Below are 15,534 nucleotides of genomic sequence, written 5' to 3'. Positions count from 1 at the left end.
ACCAAACAATGATTCATGAACAATACTTAATGCTACTATTCATCAGGAAATACTAATGATTACATTTACTCAAGAACAGCAAGATGCTTGTCAAAAGCTCGTTGAATTTATGTTATCAACTACTATGGATGAGCGTTGTATTATTCTACAAGGTCATGCAGGTACAGGTAAAACTACTATTATTAATGAAGCTGTAGAGCAAGCTATTAAAGCTAATGAACTACTTGTGTCATTAGATAATAATAGACTACCTATGGTTGCCCACTTTACTGCAATGACACATAAAGCTAAGCACGCTTTATCACAAAGAGTATCAGATAAAGTTACTACTTTGCACAAATTTTTAGGTATTATCCCCAATAAACCAGCCATGGCAGCTAAATCCTTAACACCTGCATACATACAAATTATTATCGTAGATGAGTGTTCTTACATTGATTATGATGTGCTTAAAGCCATCAATATGTGTATGGGTTCTAGTCCTACAGCTAAGTTCATCTTTATGGGAGATAACTATCAACTTACCCCTGTTGGTTTAAATCATTGTCCCATATTCATGCAAGGTTATCCAGTAGTTACTTTAGAAACTGTCATGCGTCAGCAGAATGCACCCATTATTGCTAAAGCATCACACACACTAAGACAAGCCATTAAACAAGGTTATTTAGACCCGATAAATTCAACAGAAGCTAATAATGAGCTGATGCTACTGGATAAAAAAGCATGGGATAAAGCCATGATTACTGCCTTTAAATCTGATAAAGCAGTTAAAGTCATTCGTTATTCTAACCACCAAGTTAAGCAAACCAACAATAAAATGTTTAAACACTTTACCAAGCGTAAGGAGATGCAGGTAGGTGATACTGTCATCAACAATAGCTTTTATAATCATAAATTTGGAGAAACAGAATATAAATATTTTACATCAACCTCCAAAGCTATTTATGCAGACACAGAGCTGATTATTAGCAGTATTAACCCTAGTGTTCATACCAGTAAATTGGGTAGATATAAAGTTAATGCCATTACAGCTCATGACCCCCACACAGGAGAAAACTATAAACTATATGCCCCACAATTAGGTGAGTGTAATCCTAAAACTTATGACAACAGATTGCTCTTTGCAGACTTACGCCCTGCATTTGCCTGCACAGTACATAAATCACAAGGCTCTACTTATGATGAAGTATTCATTAATCTTAATGATTTTAAAAATGCGTACTTAAGAAATCCAAAAGAGACTTTCAGATTATTATATGTTGCTTTTTCACGAGCAAAATCCAAAGTATATGTTACAGGTGATATTGTATGAAAAATAAGCTATTAGACTGGATACATCCTATTATCCTACCTATGGAAATCCATGCTGAAAAAATGCTTGAGAATCTGTTAAACCAGTTATATGAACAAACAGGTTCAAAACTTACTATCCACAAAGGACAAATGTTATATCTATCTTCTGATAATAACAAATATAGTATGGTGCTACTTCCTAGTAATTTAAAAGTTCTTGCTGATGACTATTTGTCTTACCTATCCAAAATAAATAAAACCAAAACAAGTATATATGCACATCTAAGTTTAGTTACTAAAGGTAAAACTCTAAAACAAGGTACTGTACTGGCATATTTACCACAAAATTGTCATCATCTATTTGATGCAACAGCACCAGTTGTTGATGACATTCCTGATTGGTTAGAGCAGATAGTAAATGAATCTTTAATGTTGAGAGTATTATATGAGATGTCTTGATTTTGGGGATAACCCATCCATCTGTATTCTTATCAAATCCAGTTATTTTGATGAACTCAAATTACTGGATAACTATGTCAAACCAATGCAATCACATAATGTCTTGGATATTATGGCTTGTGAATTACCCTATCCCACTTCTAAAATGACAGTAGGTAACTGCCGTAAAGAAATCACCAAGCTATTACCATCACTGGTTAATTACGGTATTCGTTATTTATATGTGGCAGATGCTACATATTTTAAAGCATTAACAGGTCAAATACAGACAGATAAACATCTTGGTTATGTATTGCCCTGTAAGATTAAAGGCTTTGAGCATCTGTATGTTGTACTGGGTATCAACTATGGGCAACTGCTATATAATCCAAACCTTGATAGCAAACTGGATATGTCCCTAAATACACTTATAAGCCATTATAAGGGTGAGTATGTTACTCGTGGAGATATTATCCAGTCAGCATCTTATCCTAGCAATACGAGTGATATAGAGCGAGAATTAGCCAATTTACATCAGTACCCAGTACTTACTTGTGATATTGAAACCACAGGTTTAGCGATAGGCTCTGAGCTATATTCCATTGCATTTGCATACAATCAACATGAAGGTATTGCTTTTAAAGTCTTGGATAAAAGACAGTTGAAGCTGTTCTTTGAGCGTTATCGTGGGACACTTGTGTTTCATAATGCTACTTTTGATATTAAGCATATTATCTTTAATTGCTTTATGTCTCATCCAAGAGACCATCAAGGAATGCTTCATGGATTACACACTATGTGTAAGAATGTGCATGACACCAAGATTATTGCTTATTTATCTTTAAACAGTACTACTGGTAATGAGCTAAGTCTTAAAGATTTAAGTCATGAATTTGTGGGTAATTATGCCATTGATGTTAAAGATGTAACCAGGCACCCTATCAATATAGTGCTTGAATATAATCTAAAAGATACCTTGGCTACTTTTTATGTGTTTAATAAATACTACCCACGAATGCTTAAAGATAACCAAGAAGGTATCTATAAAAGCATCATGCTTCCATCTATTAAGACTTTAGTACAGATTGAATTGCATGGTATGCCTATGAACATGGATAAAGTTATAGAGTCAAAAGCACATTTACAATCTATCGTAGATGCTAATTTAGCCAAGATTCATAACAATCCCCATGTTAAAGATTGTTTGTTGGATTTAAAATTAATTGAACTGGATAAAGTCAATCAAAAATTAAAAACCAAACAGCATACCATTGATAAGTTTGTAGATATGCAGTTCAATCCAAACAGTAATGCACACTTAGCTAAGCTGTTATATGAAGATTTACAGCTACCTGTATTAGATTACACTACCAGCAAACAACCTGCTGTAGGTGCTAAGACTTTAAAGAAATTAAAGAACCATACAAACAGTCCTTTAATATTGGAATTACTTGATGCTTTATTGGCTTACTCATCTGCACAAAAAGTAATAACTACTTTTATACCAGCATTTGAACAAGCCATGCCTAAAGATGGTTGGCATTATCTACATGGTAATTTTAACCTAGCAGGCACAGTATCCAATCGCTTATCCAGTTCCAATCCCAACTTACAAAACCTACCCTCAGGTTCTGAGTTTGGTAAACTGGTTAAACAATGCTTTTCAGCACCAGATGATTGGTTATTTGTTGGTAGTGATTTTAATGCTCTTGAAGACAGAATCAATGCACTCATCACTAAAGATGAAGCCAAACTTAAAATCTATACTGATGGTTTTGATGGGCATAGTTTACGAGCTTTTTATTACTGGCGAGATAAAATGCCTGATATTGTAGAGACTGTAGAAAGCATTAACTCTATTTCCAAAAAGTATCCAGAGCTAAGACAGAAGTCTAAAGCACCTAGTTTTGCATTAGCTTATCAAGGTACTTGGCAAACGCTGGTTAATAACTCTGGATTTACAGAGCAAGAAGCCAAACAAATTGAGGAGAACTATCACAAATTGTATTATCAATCTGATGCTTGGGTAGCAGACAGATTAAAAGAGTGTGAACAACAAGGCTATATTGATGTAGCTTTTGGTTTACGCATTAGAACCCCTATTGTAGGCAGAACTGTACTTAACAGTTCTAAAACACCTCATATTGCAACAGCAGAAGCTCGTAGCGTTGCTAATGCTGCAAGTGGACAAAGTTATTGCCAGCTTACTAATCGTGCTGCTAACGAATTTATGGAGCGTGTATGGGCATCTGAATATAAGTATGACATCATGCCAGTGTGTCTTATTCATGATGCTATCTATTTAATGGTTCGTAATGATGTAAAAATTATTAAATGGGTCAATGACAATCTTATTGATTGCATGGCTTGGCAAGAATTGCCTGAGTTACAACATGATACTGTTAAATTAGAAGCTGAATTAGACATTTATTATCCTACTTGGGCAGATAGTATTACCTTACCTAATAACATATCAGAAGATGAAATACTCTCTACTTGTTAAGTTACTATTTTGATGTAAAATACCTCATATTTACTTAAAAAATATGGGGTATTTATGTATCATCGCAAAACTCATAAGTACAAAGAGTACGAAGGTATGGAAAATATTGTTGTAGGACAAGGTGAACTTGTACGAGTATTTACATCACAAGGTGTAGGTTGGCGTACACCATCAGGTACTATCATATATAACAAACAAGATGCCATCAATTATGCCACTCGCTTAGACGAATTCATTCGTTATCATCAAATCCGTGTAGCCACACAAAAATCCAAACTTAAACACTAACCAAAAGGAAACTAACATGAAACAAGACATCAATCTAGGTGATTTGGTGAATCAAATTGTTACCCAAACAAAAGACTTAGATACCATCTTTTCTATTATTCAATGGTTTAAGATTGCCAAACCCAATCCAAGCAATCAAGATTTAATCAAACAAATCGCATTTCATTGCGAAGAATTTTCAGAAATGCTAATTGCTATCCGTTGTGATGACATAGCAGATATGGTAGAAAGACTAAAATATGATTTATTGAGTATTTCTAATGATGCTGACGAATCTAAAGAGTTTATGGATAATGTTGACGAGGCAGAGCTAATTGATGCTTTATGCGACCAAATCGTAACCGCACTTGGCGTAGGATATATGATAAGTTTTGATATGGAAGGTGCCTTAGCAGAAGTAAATCGCTCTAACTACACAAAGTTTACAACTGATGAGCATGGCAATCTTGTTCCTTACATTACTAAAAACGGTAAGATTGGAAAGAACCCAGATACTTACCGCAGACCTAATTTAGAACCGTTCATGCCATCTGACTTTGATGAGTAATGATGTCTAACGACCTTCCTTAATTTCTACTATTGTAGATATGAGTAATGATGATACCGTAAACATAACAACCCTGTCATCTTTATAAAATTGAAATATTTAAAGATGACATTTATTAAACGAAGGATAAATCTTATGAACATTGACAATCTAACCCTAGATCAAATCAAACAAATCCAGTCTATGTTGGATAACATAAACACACCAACCGCATCAGAGACTCACACAGTAACGCATGAGGGTCTAAACGGTATGGTAGGTAAAAAAGTTATTGTGCGTACATACTCTGCAGGTGTTTGGTTCGGTACACTAGAACAAAAAGCAGGTAGCGAGGTCATTATTACAAATGCTCGTAGAATGTGGAAATGGTGGGCAAAAGAGGGCATTAGTCTATCTGCTTGTGCTTTATATGGTGTTAAGCACGATGAATCAAAAATCGTAGAGCCTGTGGAATCTGTATGGCTTGAAGCCATTGAGATTATCCCTTGCACCGATATTGCCATTCAATCACTAGAGGAATCCCATTTGACCCAAAAACAGGCAAAACCATCATTGATTTTGTTGATGGCGAAGTGGTTTTAGAGGATTAAGAATGAGTATTTATGACTTTGTAAAAACCCATAAAGATGAGAACCTTACTTTTGCTAGCTTTGATGGCGGTAGTTTTTACTATCATTCAGAAGAGATAGGTTTAAAAGTTGAATTTACACCTTATCGTCTTAATGATTGTGAATTTTCAAGTGAGGAAACAATAATGACTTTGTTTGAGCAACTTGGTTATTATGATGAGTTAGATTTTACTCATAAAGGTAAATTTATTGGTAGTTTAACTAATGGGAATTTTAAAAAATTCTTAGAAATAGGCGAGGATTAAAAATTGATGGTAAAGCCAAATAACGGTTGGATTAGCACAGATTGTGATTCATTAAGACAATACGAAGACAAAGAAATCTTAATTTATATCAAAACAGTTGGTATTAAAATCGCAATCTATACCATAGATGATAGTCCATTTACTGGTGATGATGGCGAAGAATATGCTGGTTATCATTGGTTTTCAGATGAATTTGGGGATTTTATGTGGGAGTTTGATGAAGTCAAATGTTGGCAACCACTACCTAATCCACCAGAGGAGTAAAACATGAACAACGAAATCATTCACCCTGCTATTCTTGAATTTGAGCGTCTATTTTTAGAGGCTCAAAAAGCCACTGAAGAAGAAATTGGTGATGGGGTAGAGATAGAGTATAAAACCAGCTACAACACAAAAAATAATATTGTGATTGAAGTGAAGGTTTTTAGAGAGGTTGAAAATGATTAAAGCAACTATTATCGCTGATAGTATATCAACACATACAGGACAGCGTATTACTACTTTTGAATTAGAGTACCATCGCTATATCCACGCAGAGCTTCTAACGCACCGCCAATTTTCACGCAATGCAGCGAGTAGTAGAGCCATTCCCATTGATAGGATGATTGAGCAAGTCAGTGATAACCCAGCAGTACCTTTATACTGGGGTTTAAATCAAAGCGGTATGCAAGCCAAAGATGAACACGCACACAGAGATATTTGCGAAGGAGCTTGGTACGATGCAAGAGATTCAGCCATGTATCATGCTTACAAATTACAGGTTCTTGGCTTACATAAACAAATCGTGAACCGTTTGCTAGAACCATTTCAAATGATGAAAACGCTAGTAACTGCTACTGACTTTGATAACTTCTTTAATCTGCGTTGTCATAAAGACGCCCAACCAGAGATTAAAGAACTAGCTGATAAGATGTATCAAGCAATGCAAGAGAGTGAGCCAGAAGTATTACAAGCAGGTGAATGGCATACGCCTTATATTAAGCATTCTCGCAATATTGATGGTCAGTTAATCTATCTTGTAACAGATGAAACAGAACTACCTAGCACTGTTGATGTAGAAACAGCCATCAAAATCTCTTGTTCCTGTGCAGCACAAGTATCATACCGTAAAAATGATACCAGTATTGAAAAAGCACTAGCTATCTATGACAAGCTAGTTAATAGTGAGCCAGTACATGCTAGTCCTTTTGAGCATTGTGCCACACCTATTGACCCATCAGGGGAGAACGATGAATTTGAGGGAATTACTCATTGGTATAACTATAGAAACAAATACACCTTTTACTCAGGCAACTTCACTAACTGGGTACAGTACAGACAGCTTATCCCCAATCATGATTGTAAAAAGTATAATCCATAACAACTATAGAGGTAACTATGTCTAATATTAACGAAATCTTAGAACAACGACGCAATAATTATGGCACCTTTAACCATGTTGCTAGTATAGCAGAACAAATTGCAGAAGCGTGCGAATACAATAAAGAGTACAGAACACATAGTATGAATATGGCAATCTATATGATTGCATCTAAACTGGCTCGTATTGTTAGTGGTAATCCTAGTTATAAAGATAGTTGGGTAGATATTGCAGGATATGCCCAATTAATTGTTAATGAATTAGAAAATAACCCCAAATAAGGGGTTATTTTTATTTAAGCCTCATTGGTAGATACTTTACCATTAGATGTCAGTACAGGTAATTTGTAGCGTGCATCTGATGGTACTGTACCATCACCTGCCCAGCGATAAGCTAAGACACGAGATGGTGAGAAGGGTTTGATATTTACTTGATTACTTTGGTTTCCACCAAGCACCATGATATTACCGTGCTTATCTCTACCAACACAAAACCCCACATGACCGCCACCATTGCGACTAAACACCACGATACAACCATAAGCAGGTTTGGATAATTTAGTCCCTACTGTAGCCCATGAACGAGCAAGTGGAAATGATTTTGGAATGTGATGAGGTAGATTACTTTGTGCCATTACAGCAGCACAAAATGCACCACACCACGGAGTTTCATCATTATTCCATACTTTTTCTTTAAGCCTATTGGATTGCCCTGTAGCATTAAACCCTAGTTTCCACATATCCACAATAGTAGGATTATGTTTAGAACCTACAATTTCAGTCAGATTTAAATAACTGCGAGCTTTAGCTATCCAGCGTAATTCATTCATAGTATTCTCCTATTTAATGATACTTCTAAAGGTTTCTTTAATTTCTTGGATAATTTCAGAGAATGTCTTATCTGTTGTAGATAGTTTAAAGCTCTGATAAATCACACCAACTAATGCCATACCAAACACAGAACACAGCATCATGACAAAGCCATGTGATACATAACTGTATCGTTGCCAGTCCATATATTCAATAAGCCAACCACCAGATAAGAAACCAAAATAAGCACTAAATGCCACTTTAACCATTACACCCATATTCAGGCGTAACTTACCTTGTTGGTCAATATCTCCTGTAAGTGTTAAAGCAAAAATTGCACCAATAATCACTCCAAAGATTTTAACCAAGATTGGAATATCAGTCATATTGTTCATTGCATCTCCCAACCTAATACGCAGACAACTGAGCTACTATAAATTATTTATTTAACACAAACATAATCCTGTCAAACAGCACACGGGGTGTGCTTTTGCGGTTGTTTTTATATTAACTTTTTTTTTATTGGAGTTTACCCATGAATACAGCACAACTAGACACTCTGATTGGATATTTAAATTCAGCTCTTGAGACTCTTCAGGAACTTAAGCAACAAGACAATAAGTATGATAAAGAAATATCAGCCACAACCACTACCGTCTATCTAAAAACAGGATTTTTATATCCATGGGCTGAACTAAAAAAATGGTGTAATCGCAATAATTACACCCCTAAGAAAATTGAGAAGTATGGGCTATTATCAAATAGTTATCCAGCATCAGCATGGAAAGACTGTTTTGGTATTGATTTGGTTGAACTGTCTTCAAATAGCCCTTTAGAACATTAATAGACAATTTGGTAAGTTTTGTATGATTGATTTATTATTTTGGATACTTATTGCACTTATCTCTTTGAGTTTGTTGCCTCTTATTCTTACCATCATTATTAAGACAATCATTTTTATCATTTTGATTGTCTTAGTCATTTATTTAACTAGGTACTTTTCAAATGAAAACTCGTAAACCAAAAAGAATCAAAAAATACAAAGGGTGTCTAAAGATGTCCTTAGATGTTAATAAACCTTTTAATCAATTGACCAAGGAGCTTACCTATTATGGTCAATGGATTACCCAAAGAAAGCAGATACTCTCAAAAGATGCCAAAAGACAGTGGTATATTAATATCTATATCACCACATTAGACGGTAAAAAGTATGTGGATAATGTAACTTCCCCTGTGCTACTTAATAAGCACGAATTAAACGGTTTGATTGATAATGCACTAGAGCCTTACTTGGTTGATGCAGACATTGATAGAAGTGCTTCTTATTTAACGGTGAGTTGTTAATATGAAATTTGAACTAAAACCCTTAGAATGGAATATGCAAGGACACGATGAATGGCAAGCTGTGGGTATTAAATACACCTACACCATCAAACCAGAGCATAAGCGTTTAAGACTCGCTTGTGCTGATGGTATAGGTCGTATTCATTTATTTGATTTTGACGAGCATTATGATGCAATGGCGTTTGCAGAACGACACCATCTAAATAGTATCCGTCCCTATATTAAAGAGGTTTGTGATGAGCCTATTGAGTTTAAGACAAGTATTTGAACAAAATAAATCAGGCATCATCAGCATCAGAGAACTGGATAAACATTCTCGTAGTCGTATGCTCATCTCTGAGGTAGCTAAACAGTATGGCTATACTCCTTACTATACACGAAACTCTCATAAGGTAAATTACTATGCCCATCACACATACATCGCAAAACACTCTTGATAACCTGACAAAGAGCCAAATTAATGGCTCTTTCTTTTTAAATACTCATTTGTCCCATAATATAAAAAACATCTTACAGAGTTATTCTGGCTTTGGTAATCTTGACCCAGTACAAGCAGAATCTTTACACAGTATGATAAATATTATCTCTTATATTGTTAATGGAGATAACCACTTTATTGGGCATTGGCAGGAACTACAAAGTATCATTTCAGAAGTTATCCAAGAAATGAAAACACATCCTAATAATTATGAAGCCAAAACAGTTTATGAAAAAGTAGACTATGACCCATTTTAGGTAGTTTTGCTTGTTTAGTTGTAGCATAAAAGCTCCATATACTTTAGGAGTTTTTATGTTATTTATTACTGATAAGATTAAAACCTTACACATCAAAACAGGTGAAGTAGTTAAATTTACTTTACTACATGAAACCACTACTTTTACCAACACAGGTGAAAATACTGCTAGTATTCAGTACAGTACTGATGGTTTTGAATGGAAACCACTAGCATCTATTGAACCACAAGCAAGTAACCCTTTACGCTTGGATAAAAGCATCTTATATGTTCGTTTGGTTTCAGCCACTACAATATCTATTACAGCAACCAACCCTATCTTAAGAGATATAGCCTCTGATACGACACAAGTGGATTTACCTTCACTGGTTACCAAAAATGAGCTTGATGCTTTTGTAAAAAAGAATGAACTTAATGACTTAGTTATTAAGCAAGACATCTCACAGTTTTTAACCAAAAAACAAATTCTAAAACTCATTCCTACAATTCCCCAATTACCTGATTTATCTGTATATGCTTTAAAGTCTGAACTGGATATTAAAGCATCTATTGATGCTTTGGATGAACTAAAACAAGTACTCAACAATAAAGCAGATAAAATCAGCGTAGATAGCTTGTCTCGTGCCATTGGTTTATTGCAAAGCTCTTATGCTCATCTAACACAAACCAAAGCAGATAAAGACAACATAACTACATTAACAGAGCTTACAGAGCAAGCTGTTAAAACTGCACAGATGGCTACTAGCACAGCTACCCTCACACAAAGTCAGCTACAAGATAAAGTGTCATTAAAACAGCTTACAGACAATACTGAGCATATTACTGAGCTACTTGACCTTAAGACTGATAAAGAGGCTTTTGATGCATTGGTAGAGACAGTCAAACAAAAAGCCAATGCAGAATGGGTATCTCAAAATACCAATTACATCTTAGGGCTTATCCAAGATAAAGCAAATAAAACCCATGTAGATGAGCTTTATAGACACATACATCTTGTATCAGCCATTTTAGGTATCAATGATAATGAAGCATTTAATGTTGAAACTTTTAAAGAAGATATGATTGATTTGGTTATTAATAAATTTGTCAATTCAAGTGAATACAAAGAACTTAATCAGATTTCCTTACAAACTAAAGAAGATGTTACGCTACTTAAGTCTGAAGTTGCTGAACATAAAACCTTTACAGGTTTTGTCAAAGACACAGACCTATTAACACAAATTCACTCTTTACTAATTTAAGGAATTTCTTATGTCTGACTCATTATCTCATACAGGTACAGCAGGTGCTATTGTTTTACTGGCTAATAAATTTAAAGAGTTTAAAGATGATATTCTTAAAAAGAACACACAAAATTCTGGAGAAATCGCTAAGCTAAAAGCTTTTACAGGTTACCAAGATGACCTTGACTTATTAAATAAAGTTACAGAGATTCTAGGAGAATAATGATGCCAATAGATAAAATAGAAAAACAAGGAATTGCTCAAGCCATTATTGCTTTGGCAGAAGCTGTGCGTTTAGTAAAACAAGAGAATAAAAACACTGCTTCGCTTTTAGATGGTCTCAAACAAGGGCTTAAGCAACCAATACAAAATGGTACTATTGAAGGACATACTCACACAATAGCTCAAATTACAGGTTTGATTGAAGCATTATCTACAAAAGCAGATAAATCTCAATTAGAAAATACTGTTACTATTAATCAGGTTAAAGCTCTAATTGCAGAAGCTGAGCTTAATGACTTAACTCTTGAACAAGTACAGACTGAAGTTTTGCGTTTAGTAGCAGATAAAGCTGCTACTAATGCGGTTACTGAAGCCAATCGTATTCAAGATGAAGTGATTGCCAGTAAAGCAGATAAAACACAAGTTACTGAGCTAAAATCACTTATACAAGCCTTATCAAGTAACATGGATACTAATTTACCTGCCTTATTAGATAAGGTAAGTACAGAGGATTTAAATCATTTAAAACAAGAGCTTCTAAGAATCATTGATAGCAAATCTGATGCCATAGATTTAACACCTTATGCCACTAAAAATGATTTAAGTAGTAAAGCAAATTTAAGGCATACACATTCCATCAGTGAAATCACAAACTTACAAAACATTCTTAATGGTTTGGTAAACACTGAGCAACTCAATCAAGCATTATCTCGCAATCAAACTAATATTGATTTATCTGCTTATGCTAGAAAATCAGAACTCAACAGTAAAGCAGATAGAACTGATATTACAAATTTTGTTAGCCTCCCAGAGGTAAGAGCAGAGATTCTTTCTGCAGTTAATGGCGAAGCATCATTAGCAGACAAAGGCTATGTCAAACTTAAAAATGGGTTGATTATTCAATGGGGAATATATCAATTTACATTAGGTGGTAGAGATACCGTAACATATAATGTAAGTTTTCCCATCGCCTTTCCTAATAAAGCATTAAGTATTCAGACATCAATGGGTAACCCTAATAAGCATGATGATGGTTATATAGCTTATGCTCAAGGTAGTCCGAGTAGGCGTAGTTGCCCAATATATATGAAGAAAATATTCAACGGTCTAGTAAGCAGTGGAAGATACCCACTCTATTTTTTAGTGATAGGATACTAATATGCTCCAATTTAGCCCAAGCCAACAAGCATTTTATGATACCAGTTTGGATTATCAAGACTTACCCAATGACTTGATAGAAATCTCAAAAGATGAACACACCAAGCTATTAGAACAAATCAATGATGGTTATTACATCTTAGCTGATTTATCTGCTATTAAGCGACCATCTATACACCATCAATACACTGATGATGGGTGGGTATTATCTATTGATAAAGACCAAGCACAGCAAGAAATCTGGGAAGCCATTAAAGATAAAAGATATCGTATGTGTCGTAGTGGTGTATACATCAAGAGTGTGGATAAATGGTTCCATTCTGATGATTCTTCTCGTACACAATACCTTGCCTTACAGACGCTACCACAACTACCTGACAATCTGATGTGGAAAACTATGGATAATAGCTTTGTTGAACTCAATAAAGACTTATTAGCAGAGCTTACCATTACATTAATTGCAGAAGAGCAAGCCAACTTTGTCAATGCTGAAAAACACAAAGCTCAAATGATGCAAATGGATAACCCTTATGATTATGACTACTCAACAGGTTGGAGTGCTATTTATGAGTAAGATTTATTTAGCTTGTTATCATGGTTCTGCTAAAAAACTTAGTCATCGCATTTGTGATGGTATTACTAGGGTTTTTACCAAAGGAAGATATTCACATTGTGAAATTGCCATTGCCTTGCCTAACGGTCGTTATGAATGCTACACATCAAGCTACCGTGATGGTGGTGTAAGATGTAAAGAGATGGTACTACCTATTGATAAGTGGGATTTGATACCGCTATCCATCACACACGAGCGAGTAAAAGACTATTTTAAGCACACCCAAGGAGCAGGCTATGACTTATGGGGTGCATTAGGTGTAGTAGCATTGTTTTCCCAATCTAAAGAGCGATATTTTTGTTCAGAGTGGTGTTTTAACGCTATTTTTAGCTCTAATGAGGGTTGGCGATTTAGTCCCAACGATTTAGCCAGTATGCTAAAAAATGATGTGTGAGGTACTATTAGTATCTAAACCATTTTTACTTAAAATAAAACCCATCATAAGATGGGTTTTTGTTACCCATAAGGTGCATTATGAATTATAGCAACATTACAAATATCCCATTACCCTTAGCAGTATTCTTAGCCACAGACAGTTACGACCATGAAGACAATGTCATTAGTGCTACTACCCTACTTCGTTCTATTAGACAGATAGTATTATCCTTAAGAATGGATAAGGAGAATACCCTAACAGACATCAGCAGTCTTATCTCATCTCGTATGGGTAGTGCCATTCATACTGCTATTGAACAAGCTTGGCTTAATCCAAACCAAGCACTAAAAGCACTGGGATTTAATGATAAAGTCATTAATAAAATTAAAATTAATCCTGATAACCCAGACCCAAAAGATATTAATGTCTATATGGAAAAACGCTCCAAACGAGAGGTGCTTGGCTACACCATATCAGGCAAGTTTGACTTTGTTGCTGAAGGTAAAGTACAGGATTTTAAATCCACTTCTGTATGGAATTATATGAACCAATCCAATGCAGATAAATACAGATTACAAGGGTCTATTTATCGTTGGTTAAATCCAGACATTATTACCAAAGATACCATGACTATTCATTATATCTTTACTGATTGGAGTATGGCTGAATCTAGGCGTAATAAAGATTATCCAGCATCACGAGTAATCTCTCAAGAATATCCTTTGATGAGTCTTCAACAAACCAATCAATATATCCATGATAAGGTTAAGCAAATAGACTTATATAAAGATGCTCCAGAATCCCAATTACCCCTATGCACAGATGACGACTTATGGCGTAAACCTGATGTGTATAAATACTACAAAGACCCAAATAAACTAACTCGCTCTACCAAGAACTTTGATAATTCAGCAGATGCTTATGCCTATAAGGCTACTCAAGGTAATCAAGGCATCGTTAAACTGGTTAAGGGGCAAGTATCCTCTTGTAAATATTGCCCTGCTTTTAATTTATGTAGCCAAAAAGACACACTCATTAATACAGGAGAACTTACTTTATGAAACCTAGTCTATTAAATGATTACCCTGAAAGTATCTATATAGGTACGAGCAGTCATGAAGGGCGTCTGTATATGAAGAGACCTTCATGGGATTGTGATTGGTATTGGGGTTTTGGACATATTTATAATAAAGATATTTATACTCAATTCCATTCGTTAAATATAATCCCAATTACTAAACTTAAGGAATATTTTGATGAGGATTTCATCATTACAGATGAAGAAGATATTTGGCAATTTCTAGAATTAGTAACGACTATTAATCATTTGCGTCGTACAGCTGAGGTAGTTAATAGAGGAGGTTCACACATATCCAAAAACCCTCAAGCAGATATGCTCAAACAACCAAAATGGGTACATCATATAAATCGTGTACTCATACCAAATCAAATAGATGCCTTATATCAGCTATTAATGAAATACACACAACCCCAATCTACTCACCTTTAGTAAAGCGTGCTGGCACGCTTTTGTGGTTTTATTTTTAATAAAAGGAATCCATTATGAAACAAAAATTCTCAGTAGACATAACTGATTTTTTATTCAGCTATATTATCTTATTTATCGTTATGAGTACCTTGCTTATTCCAGTAGCACTTATCAAAATAGTTTTTGATACAGATGTGCATCTACCTTATTATCCATTTTTTGTTTTTATCCTTAGTCTTGTACTTAGCATTAAAATTAAATAA

General features: G+C 34.9%; 26 protein-coding genes. 24 read left to right on the top strand and 2 right to left on the bottom strand.

Annotated features, from left to right (window positions below; genetic code table 11):
- Nucleotides 1-55: 55 nt before the first annotated feature.
- From L3D27_RS04710 to L3D27_RS04660, 11 genes are all read left to right on the top strand, one after another.
- Nucleotides 56-1,312 carry an ATP-dependent DNA helicase gene (locus L3D27_RS04710; protein ID WP_432481727.1) on the top strand — a complete coding sequence of 419 codons (1,257 nt, stop codon included), beginning with the start codon at nt 56-58 and terminating at the stop codon, nt 1,310-1,312.
- Nucleotides 1,309-1,752 (top strand): hypothetical protein, encoded by a 444-nt coding sequence (locus tag L3D27_RS04705; protein ID WP_432481726.1) that lies wholly within the window; start codon nt 1,309-1,311, stop codon nt 1,750-1,752. Before L3D27_RS04710 ends, L3D27_RS04705 begins: the two co-directional genes overlap by 4 nt.
- A complete protein-coding gene (locus L3D27_RS04700; protein ID WP_432481725.1) occupies nt 1,739-4,234 on the top strand; it encodes a DNA polymerase in 2,496 nt (831 codons plus the stop codon). The genes L3D27_RS04705 and L3D27_RS04700 overlap by 14 nt, the downstream gene beginning before the upstream one ends.
- 54 nt (nt 4,235-4,288) lie before the next feature.
- Nucleotides 4,289-4,522: a hypothetical protein gene (locus L3D27_RS04695; protein WP_432481724.1), complete on the top strand. Its 234-nt coding sequence runs from the start codon at nt 4,289-4,291 to the stop codon at nt 4,520-4,522.
- Nucleotides 4,523-4,538: 16 nt separating this feature from the next.
- The gene (locus tag L3D27_RS04690) at nt 4,539-5,069 is read left to right on the top strand and encodes a nucleoside triphosphate pyrophosphohydrolase family protein (protein ID WP_432481723.1); all 531 of its coding nucleotides are present in this window, start codon (nt 4,539-4,541) and stop codon (nt 5,067-5,069) included.
- Between the two features lie 135 nt (nt 5,070-5,204).
- Nucleotides 5,205-5,651, top strand: a complete 447-nt coding sequence (locus L3D27_RS04685) for a DUF6948 domain-containing protein (RefSeq protein WP_432481722.1) — start codon at nt 5,205-5,207, stop codon at nt 5,649-5,651.
- A 10-nt stretch (nt 5,652-5,661) separates the two neighbouring features.
- A complete protein-coding gene (locus L3D27_RS04680; RefSeq protein WP_432481721.1) occupies nt 5,662-5,943 on the top strand; it encodes a hypothetical protein in 282 nt (93 codons plus the stop codon).
- A gap of 6 nt (nt 5,944-5,949) precedes the next feature.
- Complete coding sequence (locus L3D27_RS04675) at nt 5,950-6,207, top strand: hypothetical protein (protein ID WP_432481720.1); 258 nt, start codon at nt 5,950-5,952, stop codon at nt 6,205-6,207.
- Nucleotides 6,208-6,210: 3 nt separating this feature from the next.
- Nucleotides 6,211-6,390 carry a hypothetical protein gene (locus L3D27_RS04670; protein ID WP_432481719.1) on the top strand — a complete coding sequence of 60 codons (180 nt, stop codon included), beginning with the start codon at nt 6,211-6,213 and terminating at the stop codon, nt 6,388-6,390.
- Nucleotides 6,383-7,303, top strand: coding sequence for an FAD-dependent thymidylate synthase (locus L3D27_RS04665; RefSeq protein ID WP_432481718.1), 921 nt, complete (start codon nt 6,383-6,385; stop codon nt 7,301-7,303). The genes L3D27_RS04670 and L3D27_RS04665 overlap by 8 nt, the downstream gene beginning before the upstream one ends.
- A 17-nt stretch (nt 7,304-7,320) precedes the next feature.
- Complete coding sequence (locus L3D27_RS04660) at nt 7,321-7,584, top strand: DUF6378 domain-containing protein (RefSeq protein ID WP_432481717.1); 264 nt, start codon at nt 7,321-7,323, stop codon at nt 7,582-7,584.
- A 14-nt stretch (nt 7,585-7,598) separates the two neighbouring features.
- On the opposite strand, the gene L3D27_RS04655 is transcribed toward L3D27_RS04660, so the two are convergent.
- Both L3D27_RS04655 and L3D27_RS04650 read right to left on the bottom strand, forming a co-directional pair.
- Nucleotides 7,599-8,132, bottom strand: coding sequence for a TIGR02594 family protein (locus L3D27_RS04655; RefSeq protein WP_432481716.1), 534 nt, complete (start codon nt 8,130-8,132; stop codon nt 7,599-7,601).
- Between the two features lie 9 nt (nt 8,133-8,141).
- Nucleotides 8,142-8,507, bottom strand: a complete 366-nt coding sequence (locus L3D27_RS04650; RefSeq protein WP_432481715.1) for a hypothetical protein — start codon at nt 8,505-8,507, stop codon at nt 8,142-8,144.
- A gap of 140 nt (nt 8,508-8,647) precedes the next feature.
- Here L3D27_RS04650 and L3D27_RS04645 point away from each other — a divergent pair, with 140 nt between their 5' ends.
- The 13 genes from L3D27_RS04645 (at nt 8,648) to L3D27_RS04585 (ending at nt 15,534) form a co-directional block, all read left to right on the top strand.
- Complete coding sequence (locus tag L3D27_RS04645) at nt 8,648-8,956, top strand: hypothetical protein (RefSeq protein ID WP_432481714.1); 309 nt, start codon at nt 8,648-8,650, stop codon at nt 8,954-8,956.
- A 161-nt stretch (nt 8,957-9,117) separates the two neighbouring features.
- Entirely contained in the window at nt 9,118-9,456 is a 339-nt protein-coding gene (locus L3D27_RS04640) for a hypothetical protein (protein WP_432481713.1), read from the top strand.
- A 1-nt stretch (nt 9,457) separates the two neighbouring features.
- Nucleotides 9,458-9,724, top strand: a complete 267-nt coding sequence (locus L3D27_RS04635) for a hypothetical protein (protein WP_432481712.1) — start codon at nt 9,458-9,460, stop codon at nt 9,722-9,724.
- Nucleotides 9,693-9,893, top strand: a complete 201-nt coding sequence (locus L3D27_RS04630) for a hypothetical protein (RefSeq protein WP_432481711.1) — start codon at nt 9,693-9,695, stop codon at nt 9,891-9,893. The genes L3D27_RS04635 and L3D27_RS04630 overlap by 32 nt, the downstream gene beginning before the upstream one ends.
- Complete coding sequence (locus L3D27_RS04625) at nt 9,859-10,191, top strand: hypothetical protein (RefSeq protein ID WP_432481710.1); 333 nt, start codon at nt 9,859-9,861, stop codon at nt 10,189-10,191. The genes L3D27_RS04630 and L3D27_RS04625 overlap by 35 nt, the downstream gene beginning before the upstream one ends.
- Before the next feature lie 55 nt (nt 10,192-10,246).
- Nucleotides 10,247-11,431: a hypothetical protein gene (locus tag L3D27_RS04620; RefSeq protein ID WP_432481709.1), complete on the top strand. Its 1,185-nt coding sequence runs from the start codon at nt 10,247-10,249 to the stop codon at nt 11,429-11,431.
- 10 nt (nt 11,432-11,441) lie between these two features.
- On the top strand, nt 11,442-11,636 hold the full coding sequence (locus tag L3D27_RS04615) for a hypothetical protein (RefSeq protein WP_432481708.1): 195 nt from the start codon (nt 11,442-11,444) through the stop codon (nt 11,634-11,636).
- Nucleotides 11,636-12,793, top strand: coding sequence for a gp53-like domain-containing protein (locus L3D27_RS04610; RefSeq protein ID WP_432481707.1), 1,158 nt, complete (start codon nt 11,636-11,638; stop codon nt 12,791-12,793). Before L3D27_RS04615 ends, L3D27_RS04610 begins: the two co-directional genes overlap by 1 nt.
- A 1-nt stretch (nt 12,794) precedes the next feature.
- Nucleotides 12,795-13,367 carry a DUF4376 domain-containing protein gene (locus L3D27_RS04605; RefSeq protein ID WP_432481706.1) on the top strand — a complete coding sequence of 191 codons (573 nt, stop codon included), beginning with the start codon at nt 12,795-12,797 and terminating at the stop codon, nt 13,365-13,367.
- Nucleotides 13,360-13,800 carry an enoyl-CoA hydratase gene (locus L3D27_RS04600; RefSeq protein ID WP_432481705.1) on the top strand — a complete coding sequence of 147 codons (441 nt, stop codon included), beginning with the start codon at nt 13,360-13,362 and terminating at the stop codon, nt 13,798-13,800. Before L3D27_RS04605 ends, L3D27_RS04600 begins: the two co-directional genes overlap by 8 nt.
- Before the next feature lie 80 nt (nt 13,801-13,880).
- Nucleotides 13,881-14,843: a hypothetical protein gene (locus tag L3D27_RS04595; protein WP_432481704.1), complete on the top strand. Its 963-nt coding sequence runs from the start codon at nt 13,881-13,883 to the stop codon at nt 14,841-14,843.
- Nucleotides 14,840-15,292, top strand: coding sequence for a hypothetical protein (locus tag L3D27_RS04590; RefSeq protein ID WP_432481703.1), 453 nt, complete (start codon nt 14,840-14,842; stop codon nt 15,290-15,292). Before L3D27_RS04595 ends, L3D27_RS04590 begins: the two co-directional genes overlap by 4 nt.
- 53 nt (nt 15,293-15,345) lie before the next feature.
- Nucleotides 15,346-15,534, top strand: coding sequence for a hypothetical protein (locus L3D27_RS04585; protein ID WP_432481702.1), 189 nt, complete (start codon nt 15,346-15,348; stop codon nt 15,532-15,534).

The sequence above is a fragment of the Moraxella sp. ZY200743 genome, assembly GCF_050885545.1.
Classification (GTDB): Bacteria; Pseudomonadota; Gammaproteobacteria; order Pseudomonadales; family Moraxellaceae; genus Moraxella; species Moraxella haemolytica.
Note: the sequence above shows the minus strand (reverse complement) of the source record. Positions and strands in the feature narration are given on the sequence as shown.

Coding starts and splice junctions, on each gene's coding strand:
- L3D27_RS04710 (WP_432481727.1), top strand. CDS start 56: ATGATTACATTTACTCAAGAACAGCAAGATGCTTGTCAAAAGCTCGTT.
- L3D27_RS04705 (WP_432481726.1), top strand. CDS start 1,309: ATGAAAAATAAGCTATTAGACTGGATACATCCTATTATCCTACCTATG.
- L3D27_RS04700 (WP_432481725.1), top strand. CDS start 1,739: ATGAGATGTCTTGATTTTGGGGATAACCCATCCATCTGTATTCTTATC.
- L3D27_RS04695 (WP_432481724.1), top strand. CDS start 4,289: ATGTATCATCGCAAAACTCATAAGTACAAAGAGTACGAAGGTATGGAA.
- L3D27_RS04690 (WP_432481723.1), top strand. CDS start 4,539: ATGAAACAAGACATCAATCTAGGTGATTTGGTGAATCAAATTGTTACC.
- L3D27_RS04685 (WP_432481722.1), top strand. CDS start 5,205: ATGAACATTGACAATCTAACCCTAGATCAAATCAAACAAATCCAGTCT.
- L3D27_RS04680 (WP_432481721.1), top strand. CDS start 5,662: ATGAGTATTTATGACTTTGTAAAAACCCATAAAGATGAGAACCTTACT.
- L3D27_RS04675 (WP_432481720.1), top strand. CDS start 5,950: ATGGTAAAGCCAAATAACGGTTGGATTAGCACAGATTGTGATTCATTA.
- L3D27_RS04670 (WP_432481719.1), top strand. CDS start 6,211: ATGAACAACGAAATCATTCACCCTGCTATTCTTGAATTTGAGCGTCTA.
- L3D27_RS04665 (WP_432481718.1), top strand. CDS start 6,383: ATGATTAAAGCAACTATTATCGCTGATAGTATATCAACACATACAGGA.
- L3D27_RS04660 (WP_432481717.1), top strand. CDS start 7,321: ATGTCTAATATTAACGAAATCTTAGAACAACGACGCAATAATTATGGC.
- L3D27_RS04655 (WP_432481716.1), bottom strand. CDS start 8,132: ATGAATGAATTACGCTGGATAGCTAAAGCTCGCAGTTATTTAAATCTG.
- L3D27_RS04650 (WP_432481715.1), bottom strand. CDS start 8,507: ATGAACAATATGACTGATATTCCAATCTTGGTTAAAATCTTTGGAGTG.
- L3D27_RS04645 (WP_432481714.1), top strand. CDS start 8,648: ATGAATACAGCACAACTAGACACTCTGATTGGATATTTAAATTCAGCT.
- L3D27_RS04640 (WP_432481713.1), top strand. CDS start 9,118: ATGAAAACTCGTAAACCAAAAAGAATCAAAAAATACAAAGGGTGTCTA.
- L3D27_RS04635 (WP_432481712.1), top strand. CDS start 9,458: ATGAAATTTGAACTAAAACCCTTAGAATGGAATATGCAAGGACACGAT.
- L3D27_RS04630 (WP_432481711.1), top strand. CDS start 9,693: ATGAGCCTATTGAGTTTAAGACAAGTATTTGAACAAAATAAATCAGGC.
- L3D27_RS04625 (WP_432481710.1), top strand. CDS start 9,859: ATGCCCATCACACATACATCGCAAAACACTCTTGATAACCTGACAAAG.
- L3D27_RS04620 (WP_432481709.1), top strand. CDS start 10,247: ATGTTATTTATTACTGATAAGATTAAAACCTTACACATCAAAACAGGT.
- L3D27_RS04615 (WP_432481708.1), top strand. CDS start 11,442: ATGTCTGACTCATTATCTCATACAGGTACAGCAGGTGCTATTGTTTTA.
- L3D27_RS04610 (WP_432481707.1), top strand. CDS start 11,636: ATGATGCCAATAGATAAAATAGAAAAACAAGGAATTGCTCAAGCCATT.
- L3D27_RS04605 (WP_432481706.1), top strand. CDS start 12,795: ATGCTCCAATTTAGCCCAAGCCAACAAGCATTTTATGATACCAGTTTG.
- L3D27_RS04600 (WP_432481705.1), top strand. CDS start 13,360: ATGAGTAAGATTTATTTAGCTTGTTATCATGGTTCTGCTAAAAAACTT.
- L3D27_RS04595 (WP_432481704.1), top strand. CDS start 13,881: ATGAATTATAGCAACATTACAAATATCCCATTACCCTTAGCAGTATTC.
- L3D27_RS04590 (WP_432481703.1), top strand. CDS start 14,840: ATGAAACCTAGTCTATTAAATGATTACCCTGAAAGTATCTATATAGGT.
- L3D27_RS04585 (WP_432481702.1), top strand. CDS start 15,346: ATGAAACAAAAATTCTCAGTAGACATAACTGATTTTTTATTCAGCTAT.